Raw genomic sequence first — 23,033 nt, 5'->3', positions numbered from 1 at the left:
AAAAACGGTAATCATATTAAGTTAAAAAATTGTTATTTTTTCAATTTTTATTTTTCGCATAAACCAACTATTTAATTTATAAATATTTGATTTTCAGTTTATTATAAATGTTAAATTTAAATTTAAAGTGTAATATTTACACTAAGCCATTTTTAACTACTTTTTCGGGAACGTTCCCGATGATTTTTAACAGATTAAGGAATAATTTTCGGGAACGTTCCCGAAAATTTATCAAAATTCTGCGTAAAATACACTAAGTGCTGATCTTTTTTGATCAAAAATGCTTCAGAAAAGAATGCTTTTTTTTATTGGTTTTCAGGTAGTTTTAAGGTCGAATTCCGGATGATAATTTTCGACTGCAGAACCAATTCGGATGGCAGTTTTTCAATGCCGTTTGAATTTAATATTTTGAACAACATATTCGCTGCTTCAGTACCTATTTCAGTTGCCGGCTGCGTTATTGTGGTAAGCGAAGGATTCAATAAAGGTGCTATTTCCAAACTTGAAAAGCTAATTACTTTTAAATCACGGGGAATAGAGATATGCAAATTGTAGCAGGCATAATAAGTGGCAAAAGCCAAACGCTCAACCGAAGTAAAAACACCATCCGGTTTTAACTGTGTTAAAGCATTTTTAATAATTATACTGTTTTCATCATAACTGTTGCTGCAATCCACAATAAGTTGTTCATCAAAATGGATATGGTGTTTTGCCAGTGCATCGATGTAGCCCTGCATACGCGTTTTACCGATAGATAAACTTTTATTTACAACCAAATACCCGATGCGCCTGCAGCCTTGTTCTATTAAGTGCTCTGTTGCCAGAAAACTACTGTTATAATCATTGGTAATTACTCTCGGGGTTTCTATGTCTTCGTAAACCCTGTCGAAAAAAACCAAAGGCAATCGTTTTGCTCCGAATTTATTGAGGTAATTATGGTCGTTTGCCTCGCCCGAAACCGACATGATAATACCATCGGCCCTGCCATTGTGTAAATGACGAATAAAGTTTACTTCTTTATTGTAATCATCATCAGTTACATAAATTAAAATGTGGTAGCCGTTTTCACGGGCAACACGCTCAATGCCATGGATGGCCTGTGAGAAATAATTATTAGCCAGCTCCGGAACAATAACCGCTATGGTTTTACTCTTTTGTTCTCGTAAATTACTAGCGTAATGGTTTGGCTGGTAATTTAATTCTTTAGCTTTCGCTAAGATAAGCGTTTTAGTATCGGCATTAATATCGCTGTTATCCCTAAAGGCCCTGGAAATTGTAGAGGTTGATAAATTTAAGGCTTCAGCTAATTTTTTTATATTAATACTATCCATTTGGGCTATAAACCTTGATTTATGATAAATATACGCTAAATATAAAATTTTATAACTTCAAATACAGCGCTATTTTACAATTCAAATTATTAATAAGAATCAACTGTTTAAAATAGCGTGCTAAACTTATTCTTATTGTGTGCCTCGCTGAAGTTGAAGATAGTCTACTTTATTAGGCAAACATACATTTTAAGTATTAATACTTTAGAAAAAAATGGTTGGGGCAATTGCTTCATCTCATTAACTTTTACTAAAACAGGCATTTTACTATAGGCTTTGCCAGCGTCGTTATGGCTGAGGTTTGGAGAATTATAGCCGCATATAAATTTAAACTCCAGTTAACTTATTTTTATTAACATCATCTATTTAGGCCGTAAAGCCTGATTATTGTAAAATATGCGATGAACACAAAGTTCTGTAATGCTAAAATACGACCATGTTTTACAAAACAAATTATTAAAATAAGATTTATTGACCTTTGCAAAATGTCTTAAAATTCATACTTATTTGTCTGAAACGTTCAAATTCAAAATAATCTATATTTATAAAACAAAACCTACATTTTAAGTATTAATACTTTAGAAAATTAAACCGCCTGTAAAGTCTGCAGGTTTTAAATAAAATGATGTCGAATAAATGAATGGAAAATAAAAGAATATTGATTGCGGATGATGATGAAGGTATAGTTGATGCCGTTATGATGATACTACAAATGATGGGTTATGAAGTCGACTTTACCTATGATGGCGGTGGTGTTATAGATGCTGTAAAGAAACAGCCCGATTTAATTTTACTCGACATCTGGATGAGCGGACATGACGGAAGAGATATCTGTAAGCAGCTAAAAAGTGACCCTGATTTTAAGGAAATTCCGATACTAATGATTTCAGCAAGCCGGGACATCAGGCAGTCTGCATTAGATGCAGGCGCAAATGATTTTATGGAGAAACCTTTTGAGATGGATTCTTTATTAAATAAGGTAAAGCATCTGATAAATTAAATTTACGCATTTATATCCTTCATATATTCAGCAGGCTGCTGCTAAAAACCAATACTGTTAAATCTCAAACCAAAGTTTGTGATTAAGACGGGTGCCTTTAGGTTAATAAATATATTCCGTCGCAACTTAATTTCCGGCAATACCAGTTTTACAATGTTGCATTTTCAATATAGTTACCAGCCATTAAGCGCTATATTTATTGACTAAACCTGAATTTTACACAAATAACTTATCTGCACCATCTACCATTTGCATCGGCAATACCTTTACATTTTTCAGAAATAGCTGCCGATATGGTCTTTTCACATTTTCACTAAACCAGATTGTTTTTTTCATGTTCTGTAAAGAAAAAATCTAATTCATTATTTAAGATAAAATACCGAATTTTAAAGGTTGCATGTCTGAAGAAAATCTAACGGTATTAAGGAAAATTATCCATATTGATATGGACGCTTTCTATGCATCTGTAGAACAACGTGATTTTCCGGAATACCGGGGCAAACCGCTGGTTGTTGGTGGCAAACCAGATAGCCGCGGCGTTGTGGCTACTGCCAGCTATGAGGCAAGACAATATGGTATTCGTTCGGCCATGTCTTGCAGCAAGGCCTATCAATTGTGCCCTACTGCTATTTTTGTTTATCCCCGTTTTGATGCTTATTCTTCAGTTTCTAAATCAATAAGAGAGATTTTTAGCCGGTATACGGATGTTATCGAACCGCTTTCTCTGGACGAGGCTTATCTCGATGTAACCGAAGATAAGTTAGGCATGGGGTCTGCAATTGATATTGCCCAATCGATAAAAGATGCCATCAGGAATGAATTAAATTTAACGGCTTCGGCAGGTGTTTCGATTAATAAGTTTGTTGCAAAAATTGCATCAGACATGAATAAACCTGATGGTTTAACTTTTATTGGCCCTTCGAAAATCAAAAGTTTTATGGAAAAACTGCCTGTAGAAAAGTTCTTTGGCGTTGGAAAAGTAACCGCAGCCAGAATGAAGGCCATGCAAATTATAACCGGTGCAGATTTAAAAAAACTAACAGAACAGCAGCTCATAGCCCAATTCGGAAAGACAGGTAAATTTTATTACAAGGTTGTAAGGGGTATTGATGAACGCCCGGTTCGGCAAAACCGGGAAACAAAATCTGTTGGTGCCGAAGATACTTTATCAGAAGACACTAATGAAGATTCGGTAATGCATAGCTTATTACAACAAATCAGTACCACTGTAGCCAACCGTTTAGAAAAACATCAGTTGAAAGGAAAAACGATAACACTTAAAATAAAATTTGAAGATTTTAAACAGATTACCAGGAGTCGTTCTTTTTTAAATCCCATTAATAAAGCAGGGGAAATCTATACTGAAGCTACTCGCCTTTTAAATGAAGCTGATATAGGTTTAAAAAAGGTAAGATTACTTGGCATCACCCTTTCCCGCTTTTATGATGATGTGGTGGCCGATAAACCGGAAAATAATCAGCTGGAATTCGATTTTTAACCTTTGTATTTAAACCAAAAGCATAGATTTTTTAGTGTTAGCATTAAATGCTGTTACCGGATATGTTTACTGTTTTTTACTAAACAAAGGCATTAAGAAAGTTAAGCTGCTTCGAATTGCATATTTTCAATCTTTCCCATAAATCTCTTAAATTTTTAATGGTGAAGAAATTATTTTATACTATGTACTAAATATTTTGTTAATAAAGTATATAGTCTAATTTCCCGATTGATAAAAATCAAAAATCGCGGTTAAATAATTGAACCCCTCAGAAATAACATTTAAAATACTTATCGTTTAAATAATGAAACCACCTTTTTACCGCCCATCATAACCGGTATCGCAACTAACCCTGCAATCAAACCGATTATGAGTTCTTTAACAATCGACAAAAGATTAGGAAAAAGGTGATGCAGAAATTCGATATTATGAACAAAGATACCACCGGCAACTAAAAGCAAAGCAATCGTTCCAACAACTGCCAGCACCTTTATAATTATCGGGAGCATTTTAACCAAAAACTGTCCGATAGCCGAGTATAAGCCCTTATCTCCGGAACGCTTGATTAATTTATAACCTAAATCATCCATCCTGACAATAAGCGCCACTAAACCATAAACACCAATAGTTGCAATTATTGCAACAACCGAAACCGTTATGATTTGTACCGTTAGGGATTGTTCTAAAGTTGTTCCCAATGCAATAATTACAATCTCAACAGAAAGAATAAAATCTGTTGTAACAGCAGATTTTATTTTTGCATTTTCAGCTGCAGTATCATCTTGTTTAACTTCTGCAACAACCTCATGAGCAGCTTTAGACCGGTGAAACAAAAATTCTATAATTTTCTCAACACCTTCATAGGCCAGGTAAAAACCGCCCAAAATCAGAATAACGGTAATGGCAACAGAAAAAAACGCATTAAGCAATAATGCAATGGGTACGATAATCAATTTATTAAAGAAAGAGCCTTTGGTAATTGCCCAAAGTACAGGCAATTCTCTTGAAGCTAAAAAGCCCGTTGCCTTTTCCGCATTTACGGCTAAATCGTCGCCCAATATCCCTGCCGTTTTACGTGTGGCCAGTTTACTTGAAACCGCAACATCATCCATTAACGCACCTATATCGTCTAAAATTGCAAAGAAACCCGAAGCCATATCTATTGTTATTAGTAAGACCGCAAAATAGAAATTCAATTTTGAATTCTGATCAATTAATAGATCAATTAGCTTATCGGGCACACATTAAACATAAGTTACTGTATGCGCATTTTTTCATAATCAATTTATTAATTACTCATCAGGTAAAATTTAGACCTGTTACTAAGTTTAATCAAATTATTAGGATATATTGAGCGATTTGACACGGAACCAGTCTTTTCAACTTTCCTGAACCATTAACCATCCGTTTTGTTATCATTTGACATTAACTTAGATAATCATGAAAGATCCCAAAGAAAAAGATGAAAAGGCGGAAACGCAGAATAGCAGGGATATCAGCCCGGAAGATAACACCAACGAGGCGTCGAACTGGGGTAAACACCAGCGCGTAGATGAAGAAGGTAATGAACTTGACCCTAACGACATTAAATAAACAGCTATGAAAAAGATATTGATGGTGCTAACCTCGCACAGCGAGATGGAAAATACTACGGACCGTACAGGCGTTTGGCTGGGCGAATTTACCGATCCTTATTATGAATTTATTGATGCCGGATATCAGGTAACCCTGACCAGTCCAAAAGGTGGTCGGCCGCCGGTTGATCCCATGAGCGAACTAACTGAAAACATAACGGGTTCTAACCGCAGGTTTCAGGATGATGAAACGCTCAAAAATGCATTCTCGCATACAACTGTTTTAAACCAGATTAAAGCTGACGATTATGATGCCGTATTTTATCCAGGTGGCCACGGCCCAATCTGGGATCTGGCCTTTGATAATAATAGTGGGATTTTAATTCATGATTTCCTGGATGCCGGCAAACCGGTAGCGGCGGTATGTCATGGCCCGGCTGCATTTATAAATGCAGCACAACAAAGACCTGGTTTTTTACAAGGTAAAATTATCGCTGCCTTCAGTAACGCTGAAGAAACACTGGTCGGACGCAGCGGCCATGTACCCTACAAGCTTCAAAGTAAACTCGAAGAACTCGGTGCAGAAGTTAAAACCGCCCTGGTACCATTTCTGTCGCACGTCGAAATAGATGGCTTACTCATCACCGGACAAAATCCGCTATCAGCCGCACCAACAGCCAAAGCACTGATTGAATGCTTAGCGCAGCAGACTGAAGTACCGGCAATCTCAACGGACAATGATAACGAAAAATCTTTGGTTTAAAACAGGTAGGATAAAACCCTGAAAATATTCAAGCACTATTCTTCGAGAATCAGGTGCTTGAATAATTTCCTTGTTATAACCTTTACACTTTCGGCAAACTGACGATAACCGCAATGCCGAAGCCAAATCAGATACACAATCCATTTTCCCGCTTCACCAGGTCAACGGAAATTTCCGAATCCGGAAAAATATCCTGGTTGTTCTGTAGCGAAGCATATATACTAAGGGCGAACAGCTTGTCAGTTCTGTTTTAAAACATCCAGACGTTTCCAGCCCATACAAAGTCTCATATTTAATGAAATTTCAAATCCTGATTCCATAAATAAAAAATGAGCCGTCTGCTGGCGGCTCATTCTCAGAATTTATGTATTTCAGCTAATCTTATTTGATTTCGATCTGACGAGTTTGAATTTTAGCATCCTCACGTTTAGGAATATTAATGCATAATACCCCGTTTTCATATTTAGCCTCTATTCCATTCTGATCGGCCGATTCAGGTAAGGTAAATGAACGAACAAAAGAATTGTAGCTGAACTCGCGTTTATTGAAGTTACGTTCCTGAGCATCATTTTTTGAACTTTGTTCTACAGCTATGCTCATCACATTCCGCTCCAATGAAAGCTTGAAATCTTCTTTCGTTAAACCAGGTGCCGCCAATTCGATATGGTAATGATCCTGGCTTTCGCTAATGTTCGCTGCCGGTACTCGACTCACCAGGCGATCAGAAAAGAAAGTGTCGTTGAAAATAGAATCAAACACGTCATTAAAGCCTGGCAAAAAGCTGTTTTTTTGGTTGTTGTTGGGATTAAATTTAACCAGTGTCATAGGTCTTTCCTCCTTAAATTGATTTTTAATGATTAAAACGTATAATTAATTAAACTTGAACGTCACGTTCGAAAAGGATATCACCAATAAAATGCCAAACTTGTATAACATGCCTAAAACACCATAAATTCATTTTTAAAACTGAAAATTTTTCATAAAACTGCTTTTTTTTCAGCTTTGAAATGTCAAAAATTCACTTTCATTTTAATCTTTTAAAGTGCTGCAAAAAAAATAAACAGATATGCCTTTAACATATTTCAGGCAAACCGGCATCAGCTAAACCCACTTTTCCATTTCAATAAGCTTAATATCCTCTATTTTTGGATCGCCAAAACGGCCCTTAATTTCCTCAAAAACGATGGTTTGTCCGGTGGCAACGTAGCCGTTACGTACATACCAGCTGATAAGTTCCTCCCGACTGCTGATGACGGTGATCGCTATTTTTTTTCTGCCGTTTTCTATTGCAAATGCTTCTGCTGCCTGAAGCAGGGCTTTCCCGATGCCCTTACCCTGTGCGAGCGGAGAAACGGCAAATACGCCCAGATAAAGATCGTCCGGTCTTAGTTCCAGATTCACCGTACCGATGATTATACCCTCCTCATTGGTATATTTCAGGATGTTAACATGCGCTTTTTCAAAATATTCGGTCAGTGCCTCTTCGTCAATCCGTATTCCACCCAGGATATTTTCTTCGGTCGTCCAGCCTTTTTTCGACTCCTCGCCACGATAAGCAGAATTGATCAACTTATTCAACACCGGAACATCACTTAAACTTGCTTTGCTTATAGACATTATTAAATTTTAATGTGGACGAAAATAACTCAAATTCCTGAGTTTAGTCCAGGTTTCGTATCGTTTTTATGCTTAACCCAATCAATTATTTCAAAACAAATTGGTCCGGCTATCTGATAACGCTTTTAACCTCCATTCTAATTCATTTATAAATAAAAAAAACTTATATTTTATTTTTTGTGTTAGCAAGATAGTTCAGATTGACAAATCAAGCCATGGGATTAAAACCACAAAACCTTCATAAAGAACCGATTCTTAACTGCTCAGTTACATTTAAAATAAATGGTGAAGAGCGAAACGTTTCCATTCAACCATGGGTTAGTTTGTTAGACTGTCTGCGTGATCATTTAAACCTGACAGGAACAAAAAAAGGATGTGATCATGGCCAATGCGGTGCATGTACAGTTCTTTGCGATGGCAAAAGAATCTTAAGCTGCCTTACGCTTGCGGTAATGAAAGATGGCGCTGAAATCACCAGTGTGGAAGGTATTGCGAAGGGTGATGATTTGCACCCTATACAACAGGCTTTTATCGATCATGATGCATTTCAATGTGGTTATTGTACGCCAGGACAGATATGCAGTGCGATTGGCTTATTAAACGAAGGAAAGGCAGGCTCACGGGAAGAAGTAAAAGAATTGATGAGCGGGAACCTATGCAGGTGTGGCGCAAACGTTGGAATTATCGATGCAATTATGCAGGTTAAAGATGGAGGAAGCTATGAATAACTTCGGATATAAGCAAGCTGAGGATACTCGCGAAGCCATCAGCCTCATTGAACATAATGAAACCGCAAAATTTGTTGCCGGCGGAACAAATCTGATAGACTTATGGAAATATAATATTGCCAACCCGTCTCAACTGATAGATATTAATCATCTTGCGGAGTTATCCGAAATCAAAACGCTGGAGCATGGTGGCCTGAGACTTGGTGCAGGTGTTAAAAATGCAGACACAGCTTATCATCCGGTTGTCGAACATCAATATCCCCTGCTTTCGAAAGCTATTCTTGCAGGTGCATCTGCACAAATCAGAAATATGGCCAGTAATGGCGGAAATCTGTTACAGCGAACCCGTTGCTATTATTTTTATGATGCCGAAGTACCTTGCAATAAACGAATTCCAGGGTCAGGTTGTCCTGCAAAGGATGGCTATAACCGGATACATGCGATATTAGGAACCAGTGAACATTGTATTGCCGTATTTCCATCTGATATGTGCGTGGCCCTTGCTGCGTTAGACGCAGTGGTAAACATTACCGGACCGACAGGGAACCGAAGCATCGCTTTTGCGGATTTCCATCGGCTACCCGACAACAGGCCTGATTTGGATAATAATTTAAAGAAAGATGAATTGATAACATCCATCGATTTGCCCGAAAAAGGTTTCGCAGCAAATTACGCTTACCTCAAACTGCGCGACCGGCATTCATATGCATTTGCACTGGTTTCGGTCGCAACAGCATTGGAACTTAAAGGCAATACCATTGAAGATGTAAAAATTGCACTTGGCGGTGTGGCACATAAGCCATGGCGGTCTACAGAGGCAGAAGAATTTCTTAAAGGTAAAGCTGCAAATGCTGAAAATTTTTCGATTGCGGCAGATCTTATTTTACAAGGTGCAAAAGGATTCGGCTACAACGAATTCAAAATTAAGCTTGCAAAAAAAGCAATCATCCGTAACGGCCTGATGGCATTAAATCCTGAATCGCAACTTCCGGGTGCACAACCCTCTGCATAAAAATTCATAAAATGGAATTAAATAAAACAGTAGGTAAATCAATAAGCCGTTTAGAAGGAAAGCTAAAAGTAACCGGTGCGGCGAAATATGCCGCAGAATACAAGGTCGACGATTTACTGCATGGTTATGTAGTGAGCAGCCCGGTAACCAAAGGAAAAATTACGAAGATTGATACCAGCAGGGCAATGGCGATACCGGGCGTTATCGAGGTGCTTTCACATGAAAACCGACCAAAATTAGCCTGGTTCGATTTACAGTATATGGATATGGATGCGCCTCCCGGCACGGTTTTCAAACCATTATATGACGAAAATATTTTATACAATGGCCAGCCGATTGCGCTGGTTGTTGCCCGCGATTTCGAAACGGCAAGATATGCATCTGCTCAAATCGATTTCGAATTTGAGGAGGAAATTTTCCAAACCTGTCTTGAAGATAATCTTGATAAAGCACGGCCTGCGAAAAAAGGTTTCGCCACTGCATTGAAACCACCGCCGCCACCACCTACCGGAGAATTTGAAACCGCCTTTGCAAACGCAGCGGTTAAGGTAGAATCAGAATTTCAGCATGGCACCGAACACCACAATCCCATTGAGCTTTTTGCGACAACAACCGTTTATGAAGGCAAGGGAAAGCTAACCATATACGATAAAACACAAGGCACCATTAATAACCAGCTTTTTGTAGCCAATATTTTTGGTCTTCGCTACAAAAATGTACGGGTGCTGGCACCATTTGTTGGCGGGGCCTTCGGTTCAGGTCTTCGTCCGCAATATCAGCTTTTCCTTTGCGTAATGGCCGCACTTCATTTGAAACAAAATGTGCGGGTGGTGCTGGATAGAAAACAAATGTTCTCCTTCAGCCATCGCCCTCCGGCAATACAAAAGATGCGTTTCGCATCAGATATGAATGGACGCCTGACAGCCCTTGGTCATGAGGTTGTTGCAGAAACCTCAAATTTCGAAGATTATACAGAGCCCACAGCTTCCTGGAGCCATCGGCTATATCCGGCACCAAACACTTTATTTAAACATAAAATTGTGCCGCTGGATGTTTACACGCCAATGGATATGCGTGCGCCCGGGGGAAGTACCGCACTTCATGCAATAGAATGCACGATGGACGAATTGTCTTACAAACTTAAAATTGATCCGCTGGAACTGCGTTTGATTAATTATTCGGATGTGGATCAAGCAAGTAAAAAACCATATACCAGTAAAGCTTTGAGGGAGTGTTATCTTCAGGCCGCTGAAAAATTTGGCTGGAAAGATAGAAATCCGGAACCCCGGAGTATGAAACGCGGCAATAAACTGGTGGGTTATGGTATGGCAACCGGAATTTGGGATGCCTATCAGTTTCCGGCAAGGGTACAGCTGATGATGAACAGCGATGGCCTACTGGTGGTTAATAATGCCACAACAGATATCGGAACGGGAACACTTACCGTAATGACGCAGATTGCAGCCGATGAACTCGGCCTTTCCCTGGAAAATGTAGATTTTCGTTATGGTGACAGTAAAAAACCTTTCTCCATGTTTCAGGGCGGCTCGGCCATCACTTCTTCTACAGGTGTGGCAATCGTTGTTGCGGCCAGGGCACTTCGTAAAAAACTATTAAAAAAAGCGGCTGAAATGAATAGCTCTCCTTTTAAAAAGGCGGGAGATGAAGATGTTTTTTTTGAATCGGGGAATATGCACCTCAAAAAAGACCCGGCTGTAATGATTTCATTGAAGGATATTATCGCTTTTAATAAGGGTATTCCCATCAAAACCACCAATATGGGGAAACCGCATATGCTTAAACTCAGGAAATATAGCCTGGCAACGCATAGCGCGTCATTTGTTGAAGTGGAAGTCGATCAAGATGTAGGTACTGTTACCGTTACCCGGGCCGTAACAGCGGTTGCCGCCGGTAAAATTATCAATCCGAAAACGGCGAGAAGTCAGATTTTGGGTTCGATGATTTGGGGCGTCAGCAAAGCATTACACGAGGAAACGATTATGGATGCTAAACTCGGCAAATACATGAATGCGAACCTTGGCGAATACCATATCCCCGTACATGCAGATATCGGCGAACTTGATGTTATTTTTGCAGATGAAAAGGATGAACTGATCAATGAACTTGGTACAAAAGGTGTCGGTGAAATCGGCCTTGTCGGCATGCCCGCAGCGATTTCAAATGCGATTTTTCACGCAACAGGTAAGCGGATTTACAAATTACCGATACATTTTGATGAATTGATATAGCAAATGATAAGATGAAATAAATCCTCTATATCTCATCATCCGATAATTCGTCATCCGATAGTTATCGGATTCGAGCGGAGTCGAGGACATGAAGTATCCACGAAGCATAATCTTTGTAAATAAAGAATAACAGGAAAACTGGTATACTGTATATCATACCATTATTACAGATACGAGGCAAGCCGCATTTATCAAAGGCACGACACTGGGCAAATCAACAATTAATAGAAGTGTTGCGCTAAGGGCTTTGCCTTATTTTGGTCTTATCAAAATTAAACAAGGTAAATAACAGTTGCATTTAGGAACATTGCTTATCTTTAAAACGTGAATGAGCTCTATTTAACTGAAATCCATATTTATCCTATCAAATCCTTGGGCGGCATATCGTTAAGTCAGGCGATGGTGGAAGATAAGGGACTTCAATACGACAGGCGATGGATGCTGGTCGATGCTTCCGGAACATTTATCAGCCAGCGGAAACACGAAAGCCTTGCCCTGTTGCAGGTGGAAATCCAAGATGATCAGCTGCTGGTTTATGACAAACGAGATGCTCTGCAGCGCATATCTTTTCCAATAACAACGCATAGCGAAGAAGCTATTCCTGTAGTCATTTGGGAAGATGAAACCATTGGCTTTGAAGTTAGCATCACTGTAAGTGAATGGTTCTCGCAATACCTGAAAAAACCGGTTAAATTGGTTTTAATGAGCGAACAAACCAAAAGAAATGTTGATCAAAGGTATGCTTTGAATAATGAAATCGTGAGTTTTGCTGATGGTTATCCTTGTCTGATTATCGGGCAATCTTCCCTTGATTTGTTAAACGAAAAGCTTGATGAATCCATTCCAATGAACCGTTTTCGTCCAAATTTTGTATTTGCCGGAGGCGTGCCGCATCTTGAAGACCGTTTTCTTGATTTTAAAATTGGTGACGTTGTTTTTAAGGCCGTAAAACCCTGTGCCAGATGTGTCTTAATTACGGTTAACCAAAGTACAGGTGAAAAAGGAGCCGAACCGCTCAAAACACTATCAGGTTACCGGCTGCAAAACAATAAAGTTATGTTCGGGCAGAATTTGATTCATAAGGGATCAGGCATGATTAAGCTGGGCGAAAAGTTGCAAATCAAATCCTGGAAATAAGTTTGGCTTATCCCTCAACTCGAATTATCTTGTCGTCATCCGATAGCTATCGGATCGAGAGGACGGGATGAGTAAAGACTATAAATTATAAATGTGCATGTTGTCAACACCCAGCTCATTTTCCTGATGGCTAATCAGAATAACGGTCGTTTGCTGTTCTGCAAATAAAACTCGCAGCCTGTTTGTTAACCGCGATTTAAGCGCGGCATCCAATGCGGCAAAGGGCTCATCCAGCAACAGCAATCTGGGTTTTGTAGACAATGCCCGGAGGATGCCCAGGCGTTGTTGCTGTCCGCCTGAAAGTTGTTTTGGAAACCTGTTTTCCAGGTGCTTCATTTCACCCATTTCAAGCAGGTAATCAATGTAGGCCAAATCATCCGTACCATATTTCAGATGTGCCTTAACAGTCATATTCGGAAACAAAGCATAGTCCTGAAAAACAAAGCCGACATGGCGGTGCTGTACCTTTTTCGAAAAATTCTTGCCTTTATCAAACCAGATATCATTTTCAACCATAACGGTTCCTGCATCCGGCAGGGTAAGTCCGGCAAGAATTTTAAGCAATGTGGTTTTCCCGATCCCTGAAGGACCGGATACCTCAGTAACGGTATTTAAATGGAAAGCCGTATTTACGTTAAGCTCAAAATTCCCATATCTGCCACCGATTTTTTTAACGATATCAATCTTTATCATTCGAAGGGGCTTTTTACTGCATTTCTGTTCAATACAAAAACACCAATTACAATGACAAAAGTTATCGCAAATAAAATCAGCGCATAGGAATTTGCCGAACTGTAATCCATGGTTTCTACCGCATCATAAATGGCAATAGAGGCCACTTTGGTTTCTCCCGGAATATTTCCGCCTATCATCAAAACAACACCAAATTCGCCGAGGGTATGGGCAAAGGTCAGCACTGCGGCCGTGAATACAGACGGTTTAATGTTAGGCAGCAGCACATAAAAAAATGTCTGGATTTTTGATTTGCCCATAACATACGAAGCTTCCGACATCGAGCCGGGCAGATGAGCGAAAGCGGCTTTTATCGGGCTCACCATAAAAGGCAGGCTATAAATTACAGAAGCCAGTATTAAGCCCTTAAAGGAAAAGACCAGTTGCAAATCGAAATGGCGATGTAACCAAATCCCGAAGGCATTGTTCGGGCTGAAAGCAAGTAACAAATAAAAACCAAGTACCGATGGCGGCAGTACCAGCGGCATTGTAATAAATGCTTCAATAATCAGCTTAAAAATGCTTTGTTTACGGGAAAGCCAATAAGCTATTGGTATGCCTATGAACAGCAGGAAAATTGTGGTTATGATGGCAAGTTTAATGCTCAGCCATATCGGTTCCATGTCCATTTATTTGCAGAATTTATTTTGGAAGGTGATAACCATTATTCGCGATAATTTTTTTAGCAGGTACCGACGACAGGTAATCGTAAAACTTTTGCGCTTGATCAATTCCCGACTTTTTTGCATAGGAAAGCAGTATAACAGCCTGTTCAATTTTACCATAGCTTTTTTCGTCTATCCTTGCCCATTTTAACCCGGATTTATGGCTATTTTCATATAAAAAGGATTCCGTTGTAAAACCAACGTTTACAACACCGGTTTGAAGGTAGGTATTTACCTGGGCAATACTCTCGCCAAAAACCAGCTTACTTTCGACTTTGCCATCAAGTTTATAAAATTTCAAACTTTCTTCAGCTGCCCGGCCATAAGGTGCCGTTTTTGGATTTGCGATGGCTATTTTCCTAACCTGTTCACTACTCAGCAGTGCCTGCCAGTTTTTTATATCGCCCTGAGCGAAACCACAAATAATCAGACTGCCCAATGCATAAATCTTTGGCTTTTGAAGCCCGAAACCTTCCGCATATAATTTATCCGGAAACTCGGTATCTGCCGACAGGAAAACAGCATACGGTGCACCGTTCATAATCTGGGCAGTGAGTTTTCCCGAAGCCCCGATGATGGCTTCAGTTTCAATACCCGTTCTTTTCCTGAAATCGGCCTGTAAGTCTTTAATTACACCCTGTGCGTTGGCCGCCACGGCAATGCGCAGCTTTTGCGCAGACAAAGGAAAATTTATCGCCAGGAAAATTAAAAGAAAAAAACTTATGCCGACAGATTTAGTCTTATTCATGAACGTAAAATTAAGGATTTCAAGCTGGTTATTTTGCAAATTCTATCCGGATGCTGCGCACCTGCTTAATGCACCTTGCAGGTCTCTTATCTTTTTGAACAATAATCCTGAATGGGCCATCGGCTGGGGCAAGCGGGGCATTGTCGATGGTATCGGCAAGAATGATTTTATCATCAGAGAATTCCGGGTCCAACTCGGCCAGCGAAAAAATAACCTGGTAACCATCACTGGCTTCCGCAATTACATATTTGGTCAGATTTTTACCACGGAGGTCTTTCCCTGTTGTCGCACCGCATTGTACCAAAAGAGCGGATAAAGAAACACCTGTATACTGATGCTTTTTATTATCCTTGTCTTTTCTGGATACCTGCACCCTTTCTAAGTTTTGCAGGTCAGCCACTGTAATTGAACGGGGACCGGTAAGCACACCGCCAACTTTTACAACAGCTTCAGCTTCTACCTGGGCTGCAGCAAAAGTGGTTAAACCAACGGTTAAAAAAAGGAAGGCGATTGCAGCGCAGGTACATTTTTTCATGTTAAGGCTTTAAAAACGGATTTGAAAATTTAGGGTTGCTTACAAAACTAAAAGTTTTCGTAAATTTTAGGTCTGATTAGTTCAACTTTCGGTATCCATTTGGTGTATAACCTATCCGCTGTTTAATACCCGGTTAAAATTGCGGGTATTTAAAGGCAGATTCCTAAAGCAAGTTCCTTAACAGCGACGTTCTATGAAGCAATCCGTATTAAAACGAGCGATAAACCAGGGGCCAATGTCATTAACTCAAGCAAAAAAATACAAAAACACCGTTATCCTGAGCCTGTCGAAGGACAAATATTTCTTATTTTTTTTCATTAAATGGTCTTCGACAAACTCAGACTGACAACATTAATGCTTAAGTTAATGACATTGCCCGGGGGGCTGGTATATATTTTCAGGATACTTACCAAAATTACAGATTACCTACCAAAATTAAAGTTTGGCAAACAGTTACGGTTCTTATTTGTAAATTAGATAGCTGAACATCAAAAATTATGCGCTTAGCTGAACCTGATGCCTAAGCGTCATTTAGCCCTTTGTAAAAACGAAACATAAACCGATCATATGATGTGGGGAAAGTATCGAAAAGGAACGGTGGGAAAAACGGAATATCGACCGGGTTTGGTCCGTGGTCGATTGCAGGTGGTATCGGCTAACCCGGATTGCCGTCTTTCGCACCGGCATTAACCGATGCGAAATTTAACCTCACAGGCAACGCATCAGAAAACTGCCTTTGATATGGGCAGTATTTAAGTTAATTTTATCCGGGTTCTTTGGCCCGGCTTTTAATATCCCTTATGAAAGAAATTGCTGACATCATTGCTGCTTACCACGATGCCCTTAAAGAAAACCGCAAAGCGGCACTGGCAACAGTAGTGAAGGTAGAAGGTTCTTCTTACCGGAGACCCGGGGCCAGGATGCTTGTTACCGACGACGGGTTGCTAACCGGTGCCATCAGCGGTGGCTGTTTAGAGGGCGATGCACTTCGCAAAGCACTATCTGCCATTCACCAGGGAGAAAATAAACTCGTAACTTACGATACAACGGATGAAGACGACGCTAAATTTGGTGTGCAACTGGGTTGTAACGGCATTGTTCATATCCTTTTCGAACCGGTTTTCGGCGAAGCACAAAACAATCCTGTTGAGTTATTAAAAGCCGTAAATGCCCGGCGGGAAGACTGTGTAATCGCAACATTGTTTGCGCTTGATAATAAAAAGCAGCCCGGAACCGTCATGTTATTCAGGGAAAAAGAATGCCTGGAGAAAATACCGGATGAAATTTCAGGTGCTGTTAAAAATGACGCTTTTGATGTACTGAAACTGAAGTTATCAAGATTTGAAACTTACGCCGTCGGCACGGAAGAATTCGATGCTTTTCTAGAATTTATCCCGCCGCCCGTCCAACTGATTATTGCCGGTGCGGGAAACGATGCCCAACCCTTAGCCGAAATGGCAAATATTTTAGGCTGGGAAGTTATCGTCGCCGACGGACGGCAAACGCATTGTTCGATGCAAAGATTTCCGGCAGCGAAACAAATTTTAATTGCGAAACCGGAGCAGGTACTTCCCAAAATACAAATCGACGGGCAAACCGCCTTTGTACTCATGACACACAATTACAATTACGACGCTGCACTTTTAAACCTCCTGTTAGATACAAATGCGCCTTATATCGGTACATTGGGACCAAAAAAGAAATTGATTAGAATGCTGGAAGAACTCAATCAAACCGAACAGGAATTTAGAATAAATGGTCCGATTGGATTGGATATCGGCGCAGAAACCGCGGAAGAAATTGCCATATCCATCCTCGCTGAAATTAAAACGGTGCTTTCCGGCGCTTCCGCAGGAATGTTGAAGGAAAAGAAAAAACCGATACATTTTTATGATTTAAAACGCAATTAACAAATTATGCGTACCGCAATTATTATATTGGCCGCAGGCAATTCGAGCAGGATGGGTAAACCCAAACAACTGCTCCGCTTTAATGGCCATGCCTTATTAAATATTGTGATTAACGAATCGCTAAAAACTACGTTCAGGCCGGTGGTGGTTGTACTCGGCGCTTATGCAGCTACGATAAAAGAAGCATCGGCATATAAAGATGTAACTTATACAATCAATGAAGATTGGGAAAACGGGCTATCGTCCAGTATTTCCTTTGGATTAAACACGGCCTTAACCGTTGATGCAGACCTTGAAAATGCAATAATTACCGTTGCAGACCAGGTTCATATTTCTTCAGCGATATTTGAGGAATTGCATCGTAAACAGCGGCTGACAAAAAAAAACATTGTCGCTTGCTCATATTCACAAACAACGGGCACGCCGGCATTGTTCAACAAGAAGTATTTCGATGATTTATTAGCCTTAAGTGGCGAAAATGGTGCTAAGCGCTTAATAAAACAATACATTGATGATACTGCTACTATTCCTTTTGAGTTGGGAAAAGTGGATATTGATACAGAAACAGACTATAGTAATTTAATAAACCAGAAATGATAGCAGATTCGTTTGGAAGGGTACATGATTATTTGCGGATATCATTAACTGATAATTGTAATTTCCGGTGCTTTTATTGCATGCCCGAAGAGGATTACGATTTTACGCCGGCATCCAGGCTGATGCAGCCTGACGAAGTGCTGGCGCTTGCCCGGATTTTTGTGGCGCAGGGCGTAAAAAAAATCCGCTTAACCGGCGGCGAACCTCTGGTTCGTAAAGATGCGGCAGAAATTATTCTGGCCCTTGGAAAATTGCCGGTCGAACTGGTTATCACCACCAACGGAACCCGGATTGCAGAAATGCTGCCTGTTTTAATAGAAGCCGGAATCAAAACCGTAAACATCAGTCTGGATACGCTGCAGCCGGAGCAATTTTTCATGATTACCAGGCGTGATGTTTTCCACCAGGTGCGGAGTAATATCGAATTATTATTGCAGCATAAAATCGCCGTAAAAATAAACATGGTGGTGATGAAAGGCCTTAACGATGGCGAAATCAAAGATTTTATCGACTGGACAAAGCATAACCCGATTCAAATCAGGTTTATAGAATTTATGCCTTTTACCGGCAATAAATGGACCAGCAATAAAATGTTTTCGCTGGAAGAAATACTGGCTGTGGTGGAAAAAGATTTCGTAGTCTTACCCGTAAAATCTGCGCCGAACGATACCGCAAAAAGTTTTATGATCCCTGGTCACGAAGGCTCATTTGCGATTATAAGCACCATGACGGCACCATTTTGCAGCACCTGTAACCGGATGCGCCTCACGGCTGATGGCAAATTAAAAAACTGCCTGTTTTCGGATGGCGAAACCGATTTACTGACGACGCTGCGGAATCAGGAAGATGTACTGCCACTTATCCGGGCATCAATCTGGAGTAAGAAAAAGGCACTCGGCGGACAACTCATTACAAACTTTGAAAAACTGGATGCCGATGCGATTAAAAACAGAAGCATGATTACCATTGGAGGATAAAATGATTAGCGTTGAGGAAGCAAAGAAACGGATAAACGAAAATATTTCGCCTTTAAAACCTGCACTGAAGTTATTGGAGGAGGTTTCAGAACATATTCTGGCTGCGCCCGTTTTTGGTGCTTATGACATCCCGGCCTTCCGTCAATCCTCTATGGATGGTTATGCCATTAGCTTCGGGGATAAAGACGGCGAACTTGAACTGGCTGGCGAAATGGCTGCGGGAGCAGCTGAACAGCTCACTTTGAAAAGCGGCCAGGCCATCAGAATATTTACCGGCGCGCCGCTGCCTGAAGGGGCAGACACGGTTGTGATGCAGGAGAAAATCACCAAAAACGGCAACAAGATCGGCTTCGGGGACGATAAGCTGGTTTTAGGTGCGAATGTTCGCCCGATAGGTGCAGAAATTCGCACCGGTGAAATGGCCATGCAAAAAGGTGATTTGCTCACACCTGCCGCACTGGCTTTTTTAGCAGGCATCGGCACTAATAAAGTTGAAGTCTATCCCATGCCGAAAGTTGCCATTATCCTCACCGGAAATGAACTGCAGCAACCCGGCTTGCCATTAGAATTTGGACAGGTTTATGAATCCAATTCCTATTCGCTTTCCGCAGCGCTAAAAAAGGAAGGCATTTCTGATATCGAAGTGTTAAAGGCAGCAGATACGCTGGACAAACTTACCGAAGTATTAAAGTCTGCACTGGAAAACAACGATGTGGTACTGTTAACCGGCGGCGTAAGTGTGGGCGATTACGATTTTGTGCTGCAGGCCGCGGCGGATTGCGGGGTAACACAAATTTTCCATAAAGTAAAACAAAAACCCGGGAAACCCCTATTTTTCGGAAAGCAGAACGACAAAGTTATTTTCGGCTTGCCGGGCAATCCGTCGTCGGTGCTGAACTGTTATTATAATTACGTTGTTCCGGCGATAAAAAAGCTATCCGGCAAAGCAAACAGCATAAAGGAAATCCCTGCGAAACTCAGCCACGATTATCAAAAACCCAAAGGCTTAACGCATTTCTTAAAAGGAAACTACAGCGAAGGAAAAGCCACCCCGCTCGGCGCGCAGGAGTCTTACCGTTTAAGTTCTTTTGCGCAGGCAAGCTGCCTTATTCAGCTGAATGAAGCACAGGAAAATTTCCATGCCGGCGAAATCGTAAACATAATTTTAATTTAGCGTCAAAATAGAAAAATGCAAATCGAATTAATCAGTTTCGGCAAGCTTTCAGATTTCATCCCGAATCAAAACCTTGAAATCGAGGGTATTGAAAACACGGATGATTTGAAACAGTACCTGGAAAAGATTTTTCCGGAATTGGCTGCTATGAAATACAAACTGGCTTTAAATAAAAACCTGGTTCAGCAAAACAGCAAAATAAAAAACAGGGATAGCATTGCGCTGATGCCGCCGTTTTCAGGAGGATAACATGAATATGGAACGGTATCAACGGCAACTCATTTTAAAAGGCTTTGGTCTTGAAGCACAGGAACGTCTTGCGCAGGCAAAGGTGCTGGTTATCGGTGCCGGCGGCCTGGGTTGCCCCGCCCTCCAATACCTGGTTGCCGCAGGCGTTGGCTGCGTGGGCATCGCCGACCACGATGTGGTGGAACTTTCCAATTTGCAGCGGCAGGTTTTGTATACCTCAGCAGACGTGGGCACTTTAAAGGTTGAAAATGCCGCCAAACGGCTTCAGCAAATGAACCCGGAAGTGAAGCTCCTCCTTTATCCTGTTGCTGTTGATAAGGAAAATATACTTGAAACCATCAGTTCTTATGATGTAATTTTTGACGGAACCGATAATTTTGAATCGAGATACCTAATAAATGATGCCTGTACAATGCTCAATAAGCCGCTGGTTTTTGCCGCCGTTTCCGGTTTTGAAGGGCAACTGGCCGTTTTTAATGTAGAAGATGAGCTAGGAATTAAAACCAATTACCGCGATTTGTTTCCGGTACCGCCGGATGCAGGCGAAATTCCAAATTGTGCCGAAAATGGTATCTTAGGCGTAATCCCCGGCATTATCGGAACAATGGCCGCCGGCGAAATCATTAAGCTGATCACCGGCATCGGGAACCCCTTAATTAATAAACTGCTTCATTATAATTTACTGACGCAGGAACAATACGAAATGAACATCACGCCATCCAATGAATATGAACCCCCGATTAGCAGCGCCGGTTTTATGAATAGCGACCCCGAAAATTTAACCCATAGCTTCACAGAAATTGATGCAGCACAGATGAATGAGCTGCGCAAAAATCCTTCAACCATAATTATTGACGTTCGTGAGCGGCATGAATTTCCAAAGCTGGATTCCGGCATTTACCAGCAGGTACCCATATCGGTATTTGAAACTTTTGCATCCGCGGAAATAGACGCAAAAAACATTGTGTTAATCTGCCAGCACGGCATACGAAGTGTCGCCGCAGCAGAATTATTGCATCAAAAATATGGTGAAACTAAAAAAATATACAGTTTAAAGGGCGGCATTTCTAAATGGAGAAGTCATTTTAACCATACAACATGAGCGAAAAGAAAATCAAAAACATATTTGTCGATGGCGCCATCACGCCTGATTTTATTGCCAGAAGCATCAGCAACCACAGTTCGAAAACCGATATTGGCGGCCACAGCATTTTTATGGGGCAGGTGAGGAAAGATGAAATAGATGGTAAATTGGTTGCTGCAATTGAATACACGGCTTTTGAAGAACTGGCCCTGACCAAGATGCACGAAATCAGGGAAGCTGTTTTCAGCAAATATCCACTCAGCTGCATGCACGTGCACCACAGTCTGGGCACCATTAAGGCCGGCGAAATTTGTCTTTTCGTATTTACCTCCTCAAAGCATAGAAAACCGGCCATCGAGGCCTGCAATGAATTGGTCGAAAAAATAAAATCAGAACTCCCGATCTGGGGAAAGGAAATATTCGCTGATGCAAGCCATCAGTGGAAAGAAAATAGTTAACATGGTCAACATCACAAAAAAATCCAGTACCTTAAGGAAAGCAATTGCCAGCGCAACCTTATGCGTGTCCAAACAGGAAACCATCGATGCGGTTGTACAAAGAAAAGTGCCAAAAGGCGATATTTTTGAATTTGCCCGGGCCGCCGGTTTGTTCGGTGTGAAAAGAACCAGTGATGTCATTCCCGATTGCCACCCGCTGCCTGTTGAATATACTGCAATAACCTTCGAAATCAACGGACTGGAAATCAACATCCTGGTCGAAGTCCATACCATTTACAAAACCGGGGTGGAGGTAGAAGCGATGCATGGCGCATCGGTTACCGCCTTAACCATGTACGACATGTTAAAGCCCATCGATAAGGGCATCGAAATCCGGAACATCAAACTGCTTGAAAAATCGGGTGGAAAATCTGATTTAAAAAACAAACAATTCCCTGAAATCAAGGCTGCCGTTGTGGTTTGCTCGGATTCTGTTTTTGAAAAGCAAAGTGAAGACCGTTCCGGGAAGACGGTAATTGCCAGACTAGCACAATTGGGCATAGAAACCTTAAAATACGACATCGTTCCTGATGAGCTTTCAGCCATTAAAAAAGCAGCCACGGAATTATCAGGAACAGAACACCAGCTTTTAATTTTTACAGGCGGCACCGGATTATCGCCCCGCGATGTAACGCCCGAAGCCATTTTGCCGTTATTAGACCGGCCAATTGATGGCATTATGGAAACCGCAAGACGATACGGACAGGAACGCATGCCTTATGCCATGCTCTCCAGGGGTGTTGCAGGCTTTATCGGCGAAACCCTGGTTTTAACATTTCCAGGTTCGAAAAGCGGCGTTGAGGAAACAATGGATGCATTATTTCCACAGGTGCTGCATTTGTTTAAGGTTAATAAAGGACAGAAACATTGATTTAAGTCTATTCTTTTATCTCCGAGACTCGTATATGGTGAATGTAAATTGGACTTATAATTAAAGGTTTGTTCGAAAACGCGAG

Annotated in this window: 24 protein-coding genes; 16 read left to right on the top strand and 8 right to left on the bottom strand. The window is 40.9% G+C overall.

All coding sequences use genetic code 11. The features are described from left to right. Nucleotides 1-305 precede the first annotated feature (305 nt). Nucleotides 306-1,331, bottom strand: coding sequence for a LacI family DNA-binding transcriptional regulator (locus O0931_RS17560; protein WP_269416787.1), 1,026 nt, complete (start codon nucleotides 1,329-1,331; stop codon nucleotides 306-308). A gap of 640 nt (nucleotides 1,332-1,971) precedes the next feature. Here O0931_RS17560 and O0931_RS17555 point away from each other — a divergent pair. Continuing rightward, nucleotides 1,972-2,331, top strand: a complete 360-nt coding sequence (locus O0931_RS17555; protein WP_269416786.1) for a response regulator — start codon at nucleotides 1,972-1,974, stop codon at nucleotides 2,329-2,331. A 397-nt stretch (nucleotides 2,332-2,728) separates the two neighbouring features. After that, nucleotides 2,729-3,829, top strand: a complete 1,101-nt coding sequence (gene dinB, locus O0931_RS17550; RefSeq protein WP_269416785.1) for a DNA polymerase IV — start codon at nucleotides 2,729-2,731, stop codon at nucleotides 3,827-3,829. Between the two features lie 290 nt (nucleotides 3,830-4,119). On the opposite strand, the gene O0931_RS17545 is transcribed toward dinB, so the two are convergent. After that, a complete protein-coding gene (locus O0931_RS17545; RefSeq protein WP_269416784.1) occupies nucleotides 4,120-4,986 on the bottom strand; it encodes a DUF808 domain-containing protein in 867 nt (288 codons plus the stop codon). Between the two features lie 283 nt (nucleotides 4,987-5,269). Between O0931_RS17545 and O0931_RS17540 the strand changes: the two genes are divergently transcribed. Beyond that, nucleotides 5,270-5,422: a hypothetical protein gene (locus O0931_RS17540; RefSeq protein ID WP_269416783.1), complete on the top strand. Its 153-nt coding sequence runs from the start codon at nucleotides 5,270-5,272 to the stop codon at nucleotides 5,420-5,422. 6 nt (nucleotides 5,423-5,428) lie between these two features. Next, nucleotides 5,429-6,166 (top strand): type 1 glutamine amidotransferase domain-containing protein, encoded by a 738-nt coding sequence (locus O0931_RS17535; RefSeq protein ID WP_269416782.1) that lies wholly within the window; start codon nucleotides 5,429-5,431, stop codon nucleotides 6,164-6,166. Between the two features lie 381 nt (nucleotides 6,167-6,547). Here the strand turns inward: O0931_RS17535 and O0931_RS17530 are convergent, their stop codons facing one another. Together O0931_RS17530 and O0931_RS17525 are read right to left on the bottom strand one after the other, a co-directional pair. Further along, nucleotides 6,548-6,991, bottom strand: a complete 444-nt coding sequence (locus O0931_RS17530) for an Hsp20/alpha crystallin family protein (RefSeq protein ID WP_269416781.1) — start codon at nucleotides 6,989-6,991, stop codon at nucleotides 6,548-6,550. 276 nt (nucleotides 6,992-7,267) lie between these two features. Further along, a complete protein-coding gene (locus tag O0931_RS17525; RefSeq protein ID WP_269416780.1) occupies nucleotides 7,268-7,783 on the bottom strand; it encodes a GNAT family N-acetyltransferase in 516 nt (171 codons plus the stop codon). A gap of 215 nt (nucleotides 7,784-7,998) precedes the next feature. Between O0931_RS17525 and O0931_RS17520 the strand changes: the two genes are divergently transcribed. The 4 genes from O0931_RS17520 (at nucleotide 7,999) to O0931_RS17505 (ending at nucleotide 12,909) form a co-directional block, all read left to right on the top strand. After that, nucleotides 7,999-8,511, top strand: a complete 513-nt coding sequence (locus O0931_RS17520) for a (2Fe-2S)-binding protein (protein WP_269416779.1) — start codon at nucleotides 7,999-8,001, stop codon at nucleotides 8,509-8,511. Continuing rightward, nucleotides 8,504-9,523 (top strand): FAD binding domain-containing protein, encoded by a 1,020-nt coding sequence (locus O0931_RS17515; RefSeq protein ID WP_269416778.1) that lies wholly within the window; start codon nucleotides 8,504-8,506, stop codon nucleotides 9,521-9,523. The genes O0931_RS17520 and O0931_RS17515 overlap by 8 nt, the downstream gene beginning before the upstream one ends. Nucleotides 9,524-9,534: 11 nt before the next feature. After that, entirely contained in the window at nucleotides 9,535-11,772 is a 2,238-nt protein-coding gene (locus O0931_RS17510) for a xanthine dehydrogenase family protein molybdopterin-binding subunit (protein ID WP_269416777.1), read from the top strand. Between the two features lie 324 nt (nucleotides 11,773-12,096). After that, nucleotides 12,097-12,909 carry an MOSC domain-containing protein gene (locus O0931_RS17505; RefSeq protein ID WP_269416776.1) on the top strand — a complete coding sequence of 271 codons (813 nt, stop codon included), beginning with the start codon at nucleotides 12,097-12,099 and terminating at the stop codon, nucleotides 12,907-12,909. Nucleotides 12,910-12,987: 78 nt separating this feature from the next. Here O0931_RS17505 and O0931_RS17500 read toward each other — a convergent pair whose 3' ends face one another. The 4 genes from O0931_RS17500 to O0931_RS17485 are packed head-to-tail and all read right to left on the bottom strand — an operon-like array spanning nucleotide 12,988 to nucleotide 15,589. After that, the gene (locus tag O0931_RS17500) at nucleotides 12,988-13,602 is read right to left on the bottom strand and encodes an ATP-binding cassette domain-containing protein (protein ID WP_269416775.1); all 615 of its coding nucleotides are present in this window, start codon (nucleotides 13,600-13,602) and stop codon (nucleotides 12,988-12,990) included. Continuing rightward, the gene (gene modB / locus O0931_RS17495; RefSeq protein WP_269416774.1) at nucleotides 13,599-14,264 is read right to left on the bottom strand and encodes a molybdate ABC transporter permease subunit; all 666 of its coding nucleotides are present in this window, start codon (nucleotides 14,262-14,264) and stop codon (nucleotides 13,599-13,601) included. Before modB ends, O0931_RS17500 begins: the two co-directional genes overlap by 4 nt. 19 nt (nucleotides 14,265-14,283) lie before the next feature. Next, the gene (gene modA, locus O0931_RS17490) at nucleotides 14,284-15,054 is read right to left on the bottom strand and encodes a molybdate ABC transporter substrate-binding protein (RefSeq protein ID WP_269416773.1); all 771 of its coding nucleotides are present in this window, start codon (nucleotides 15,052-15,054) and stop codon (nucleotides 14,284-14,286) included. Nucleotides 15,055-15,082: 28 nt separating this feature from the next. Continuing rightward, nucleotides 15,083-15,589 (bottom strand): molybdopterin-dependent oxidoreductase, encoded by a 507-nt coding sequence (locus O0931_RS17485; RefSeq protein ID WP_269416772.1) that lies wholly within the window; start codon nucleotides 15,587-15,589, stop codon nucleotides 15,083-15,085. 800 nt (nucleotides 15,590-16,389) lie between these two features. Here O0931_RS17485 and O0931_RS17480 point away from each other — a divergent pair. Genes O0931_RS17480 through moaCB form a run of 8 tightly spaced genes read left to right on the top strand, consistent with a single transcriptional unit; the run spans nucleotide 16,390 to nucleotide 22,948 of the window. After that, entirely contained in the window at nucleotides 16,390-17,499 is a 1,110-nt protein-coding gene (locus O0931_RS17480) for an XdhC family protein (RefSeq protein ID WP_269416771.1), read from the top strand. Nucleotides 17,500-17,505: 6 nt separating this feature from the next. Continuing rightward, the gene (locus O0931_RS17475; RefSeq protein ID WP_269416770.1) at nucleotides 17,506-18,096 is read left to right on the top strand and encodes a nucleotidyltransferase family protein; all 591 of its coding nucleotides are present in this window, start codon (nucleotides 17,506-17,508) and stop codon (nucleotides 18,094-18,096) included. Continuing rightward, nucleotides 18,093-19,073: a GTP 3',8-cyclase MoaA gene (gene moaA, locus O0931_RS17470; protein ID WP_269416769.1), complete on the top strand. Its 981-nt coding sequence runs from the start codon at nucleotides 18,093-18,095 to the stop codon at nucleotides 19,071-19,073. Before O0931_RS17475 ends, moaA begins: the two co-directional genes overlap by 4 nt. A 1-nt stretch (nucleotide 19,074) precedes the next feature. Next, nucleotides 19,075-20,247, top strand: a complete 1,173-nt coding sequence (locus O0931_RS17465) for a molybdopterin molybdotransferase MoeA (RefSeq protein WP_269416768.1) — start codon at nucleotides 19,075-19,077, stop codon at nucleotides 20,245-20,247. 15 nt (nucleotides 20,248-20,262) lie between these two features. Further along, on the top strand, nucleotides 20,263-20,496 hold the full coding sequence (locus tag O0931_RS17460) for a MoaD/ThiS family protein (protein ID WP_269416767.1): 234 nt from the start codon (nucleotides 20,263-20,265) through the stop codon (nucleotides 20,494-20,496). A gap of 7 nt (nucleotides 20,497-20,503) precedes the next feature. Then, the gene (locus O0931_RS17455) at nucleotides 20,504-21,598 is read left to right on the top strand and encodes a HesA/MoeB/ThiF family protein (protein ID WP_269416766.1); all 1,095 of its coding nucleotides are present in this window, start codon (nucleotides 20,504-20,506) and stop codon (nucleotides 21,596-21,598) included. Then, a complete protein-coding gene (locus O0931_RS17450; RefSeq protein ID WP_269416765.1) occupies nucleotides 21,595-22,038 on the top strand; it encodes a molybdenum cofactor biosynthesis protein MoaE in 444 nt (147 codons plus the stop codon). Before O0931_RS17455 ends, O0931_RS17450 begins: the two co-directional genes overlap by 4 nt. Beyond that, nucleotides 22,007-22,948 (top strand): bifunctional molybdenum cofactor biosynthesis protein MoaC/MoaB, encoded by a 942-nt coding sequence (moaCB, locus tag O0931_RS17445; protein WP_269416764.1) that lies wholly within the window; start codon nucleotides 22,007-22,009, stop codon nucleotides 22,946-22,948. The genes O0931_RS17450 and moaCB overlap by 32 nt, the downstream gene beginning before the upstream one ends. Nucleotides 22,949-23,033 lie beyond the last annotated feature (85 nt).

Source organism: Pedobacter rhodius (assembly GCF_027213645.1).
In the GTDB taxonomy this organism is placed as follows: domain Bacteria; phylum Bacteroidota; class Bacteroidia; order Sphingobacteriales; family Sphingobacteriaceae; genus Pedobacter; species Pedobacter rhodius.
This window is presented reverse-complemented; position numbering and strand designations above follow the sequence as displayed.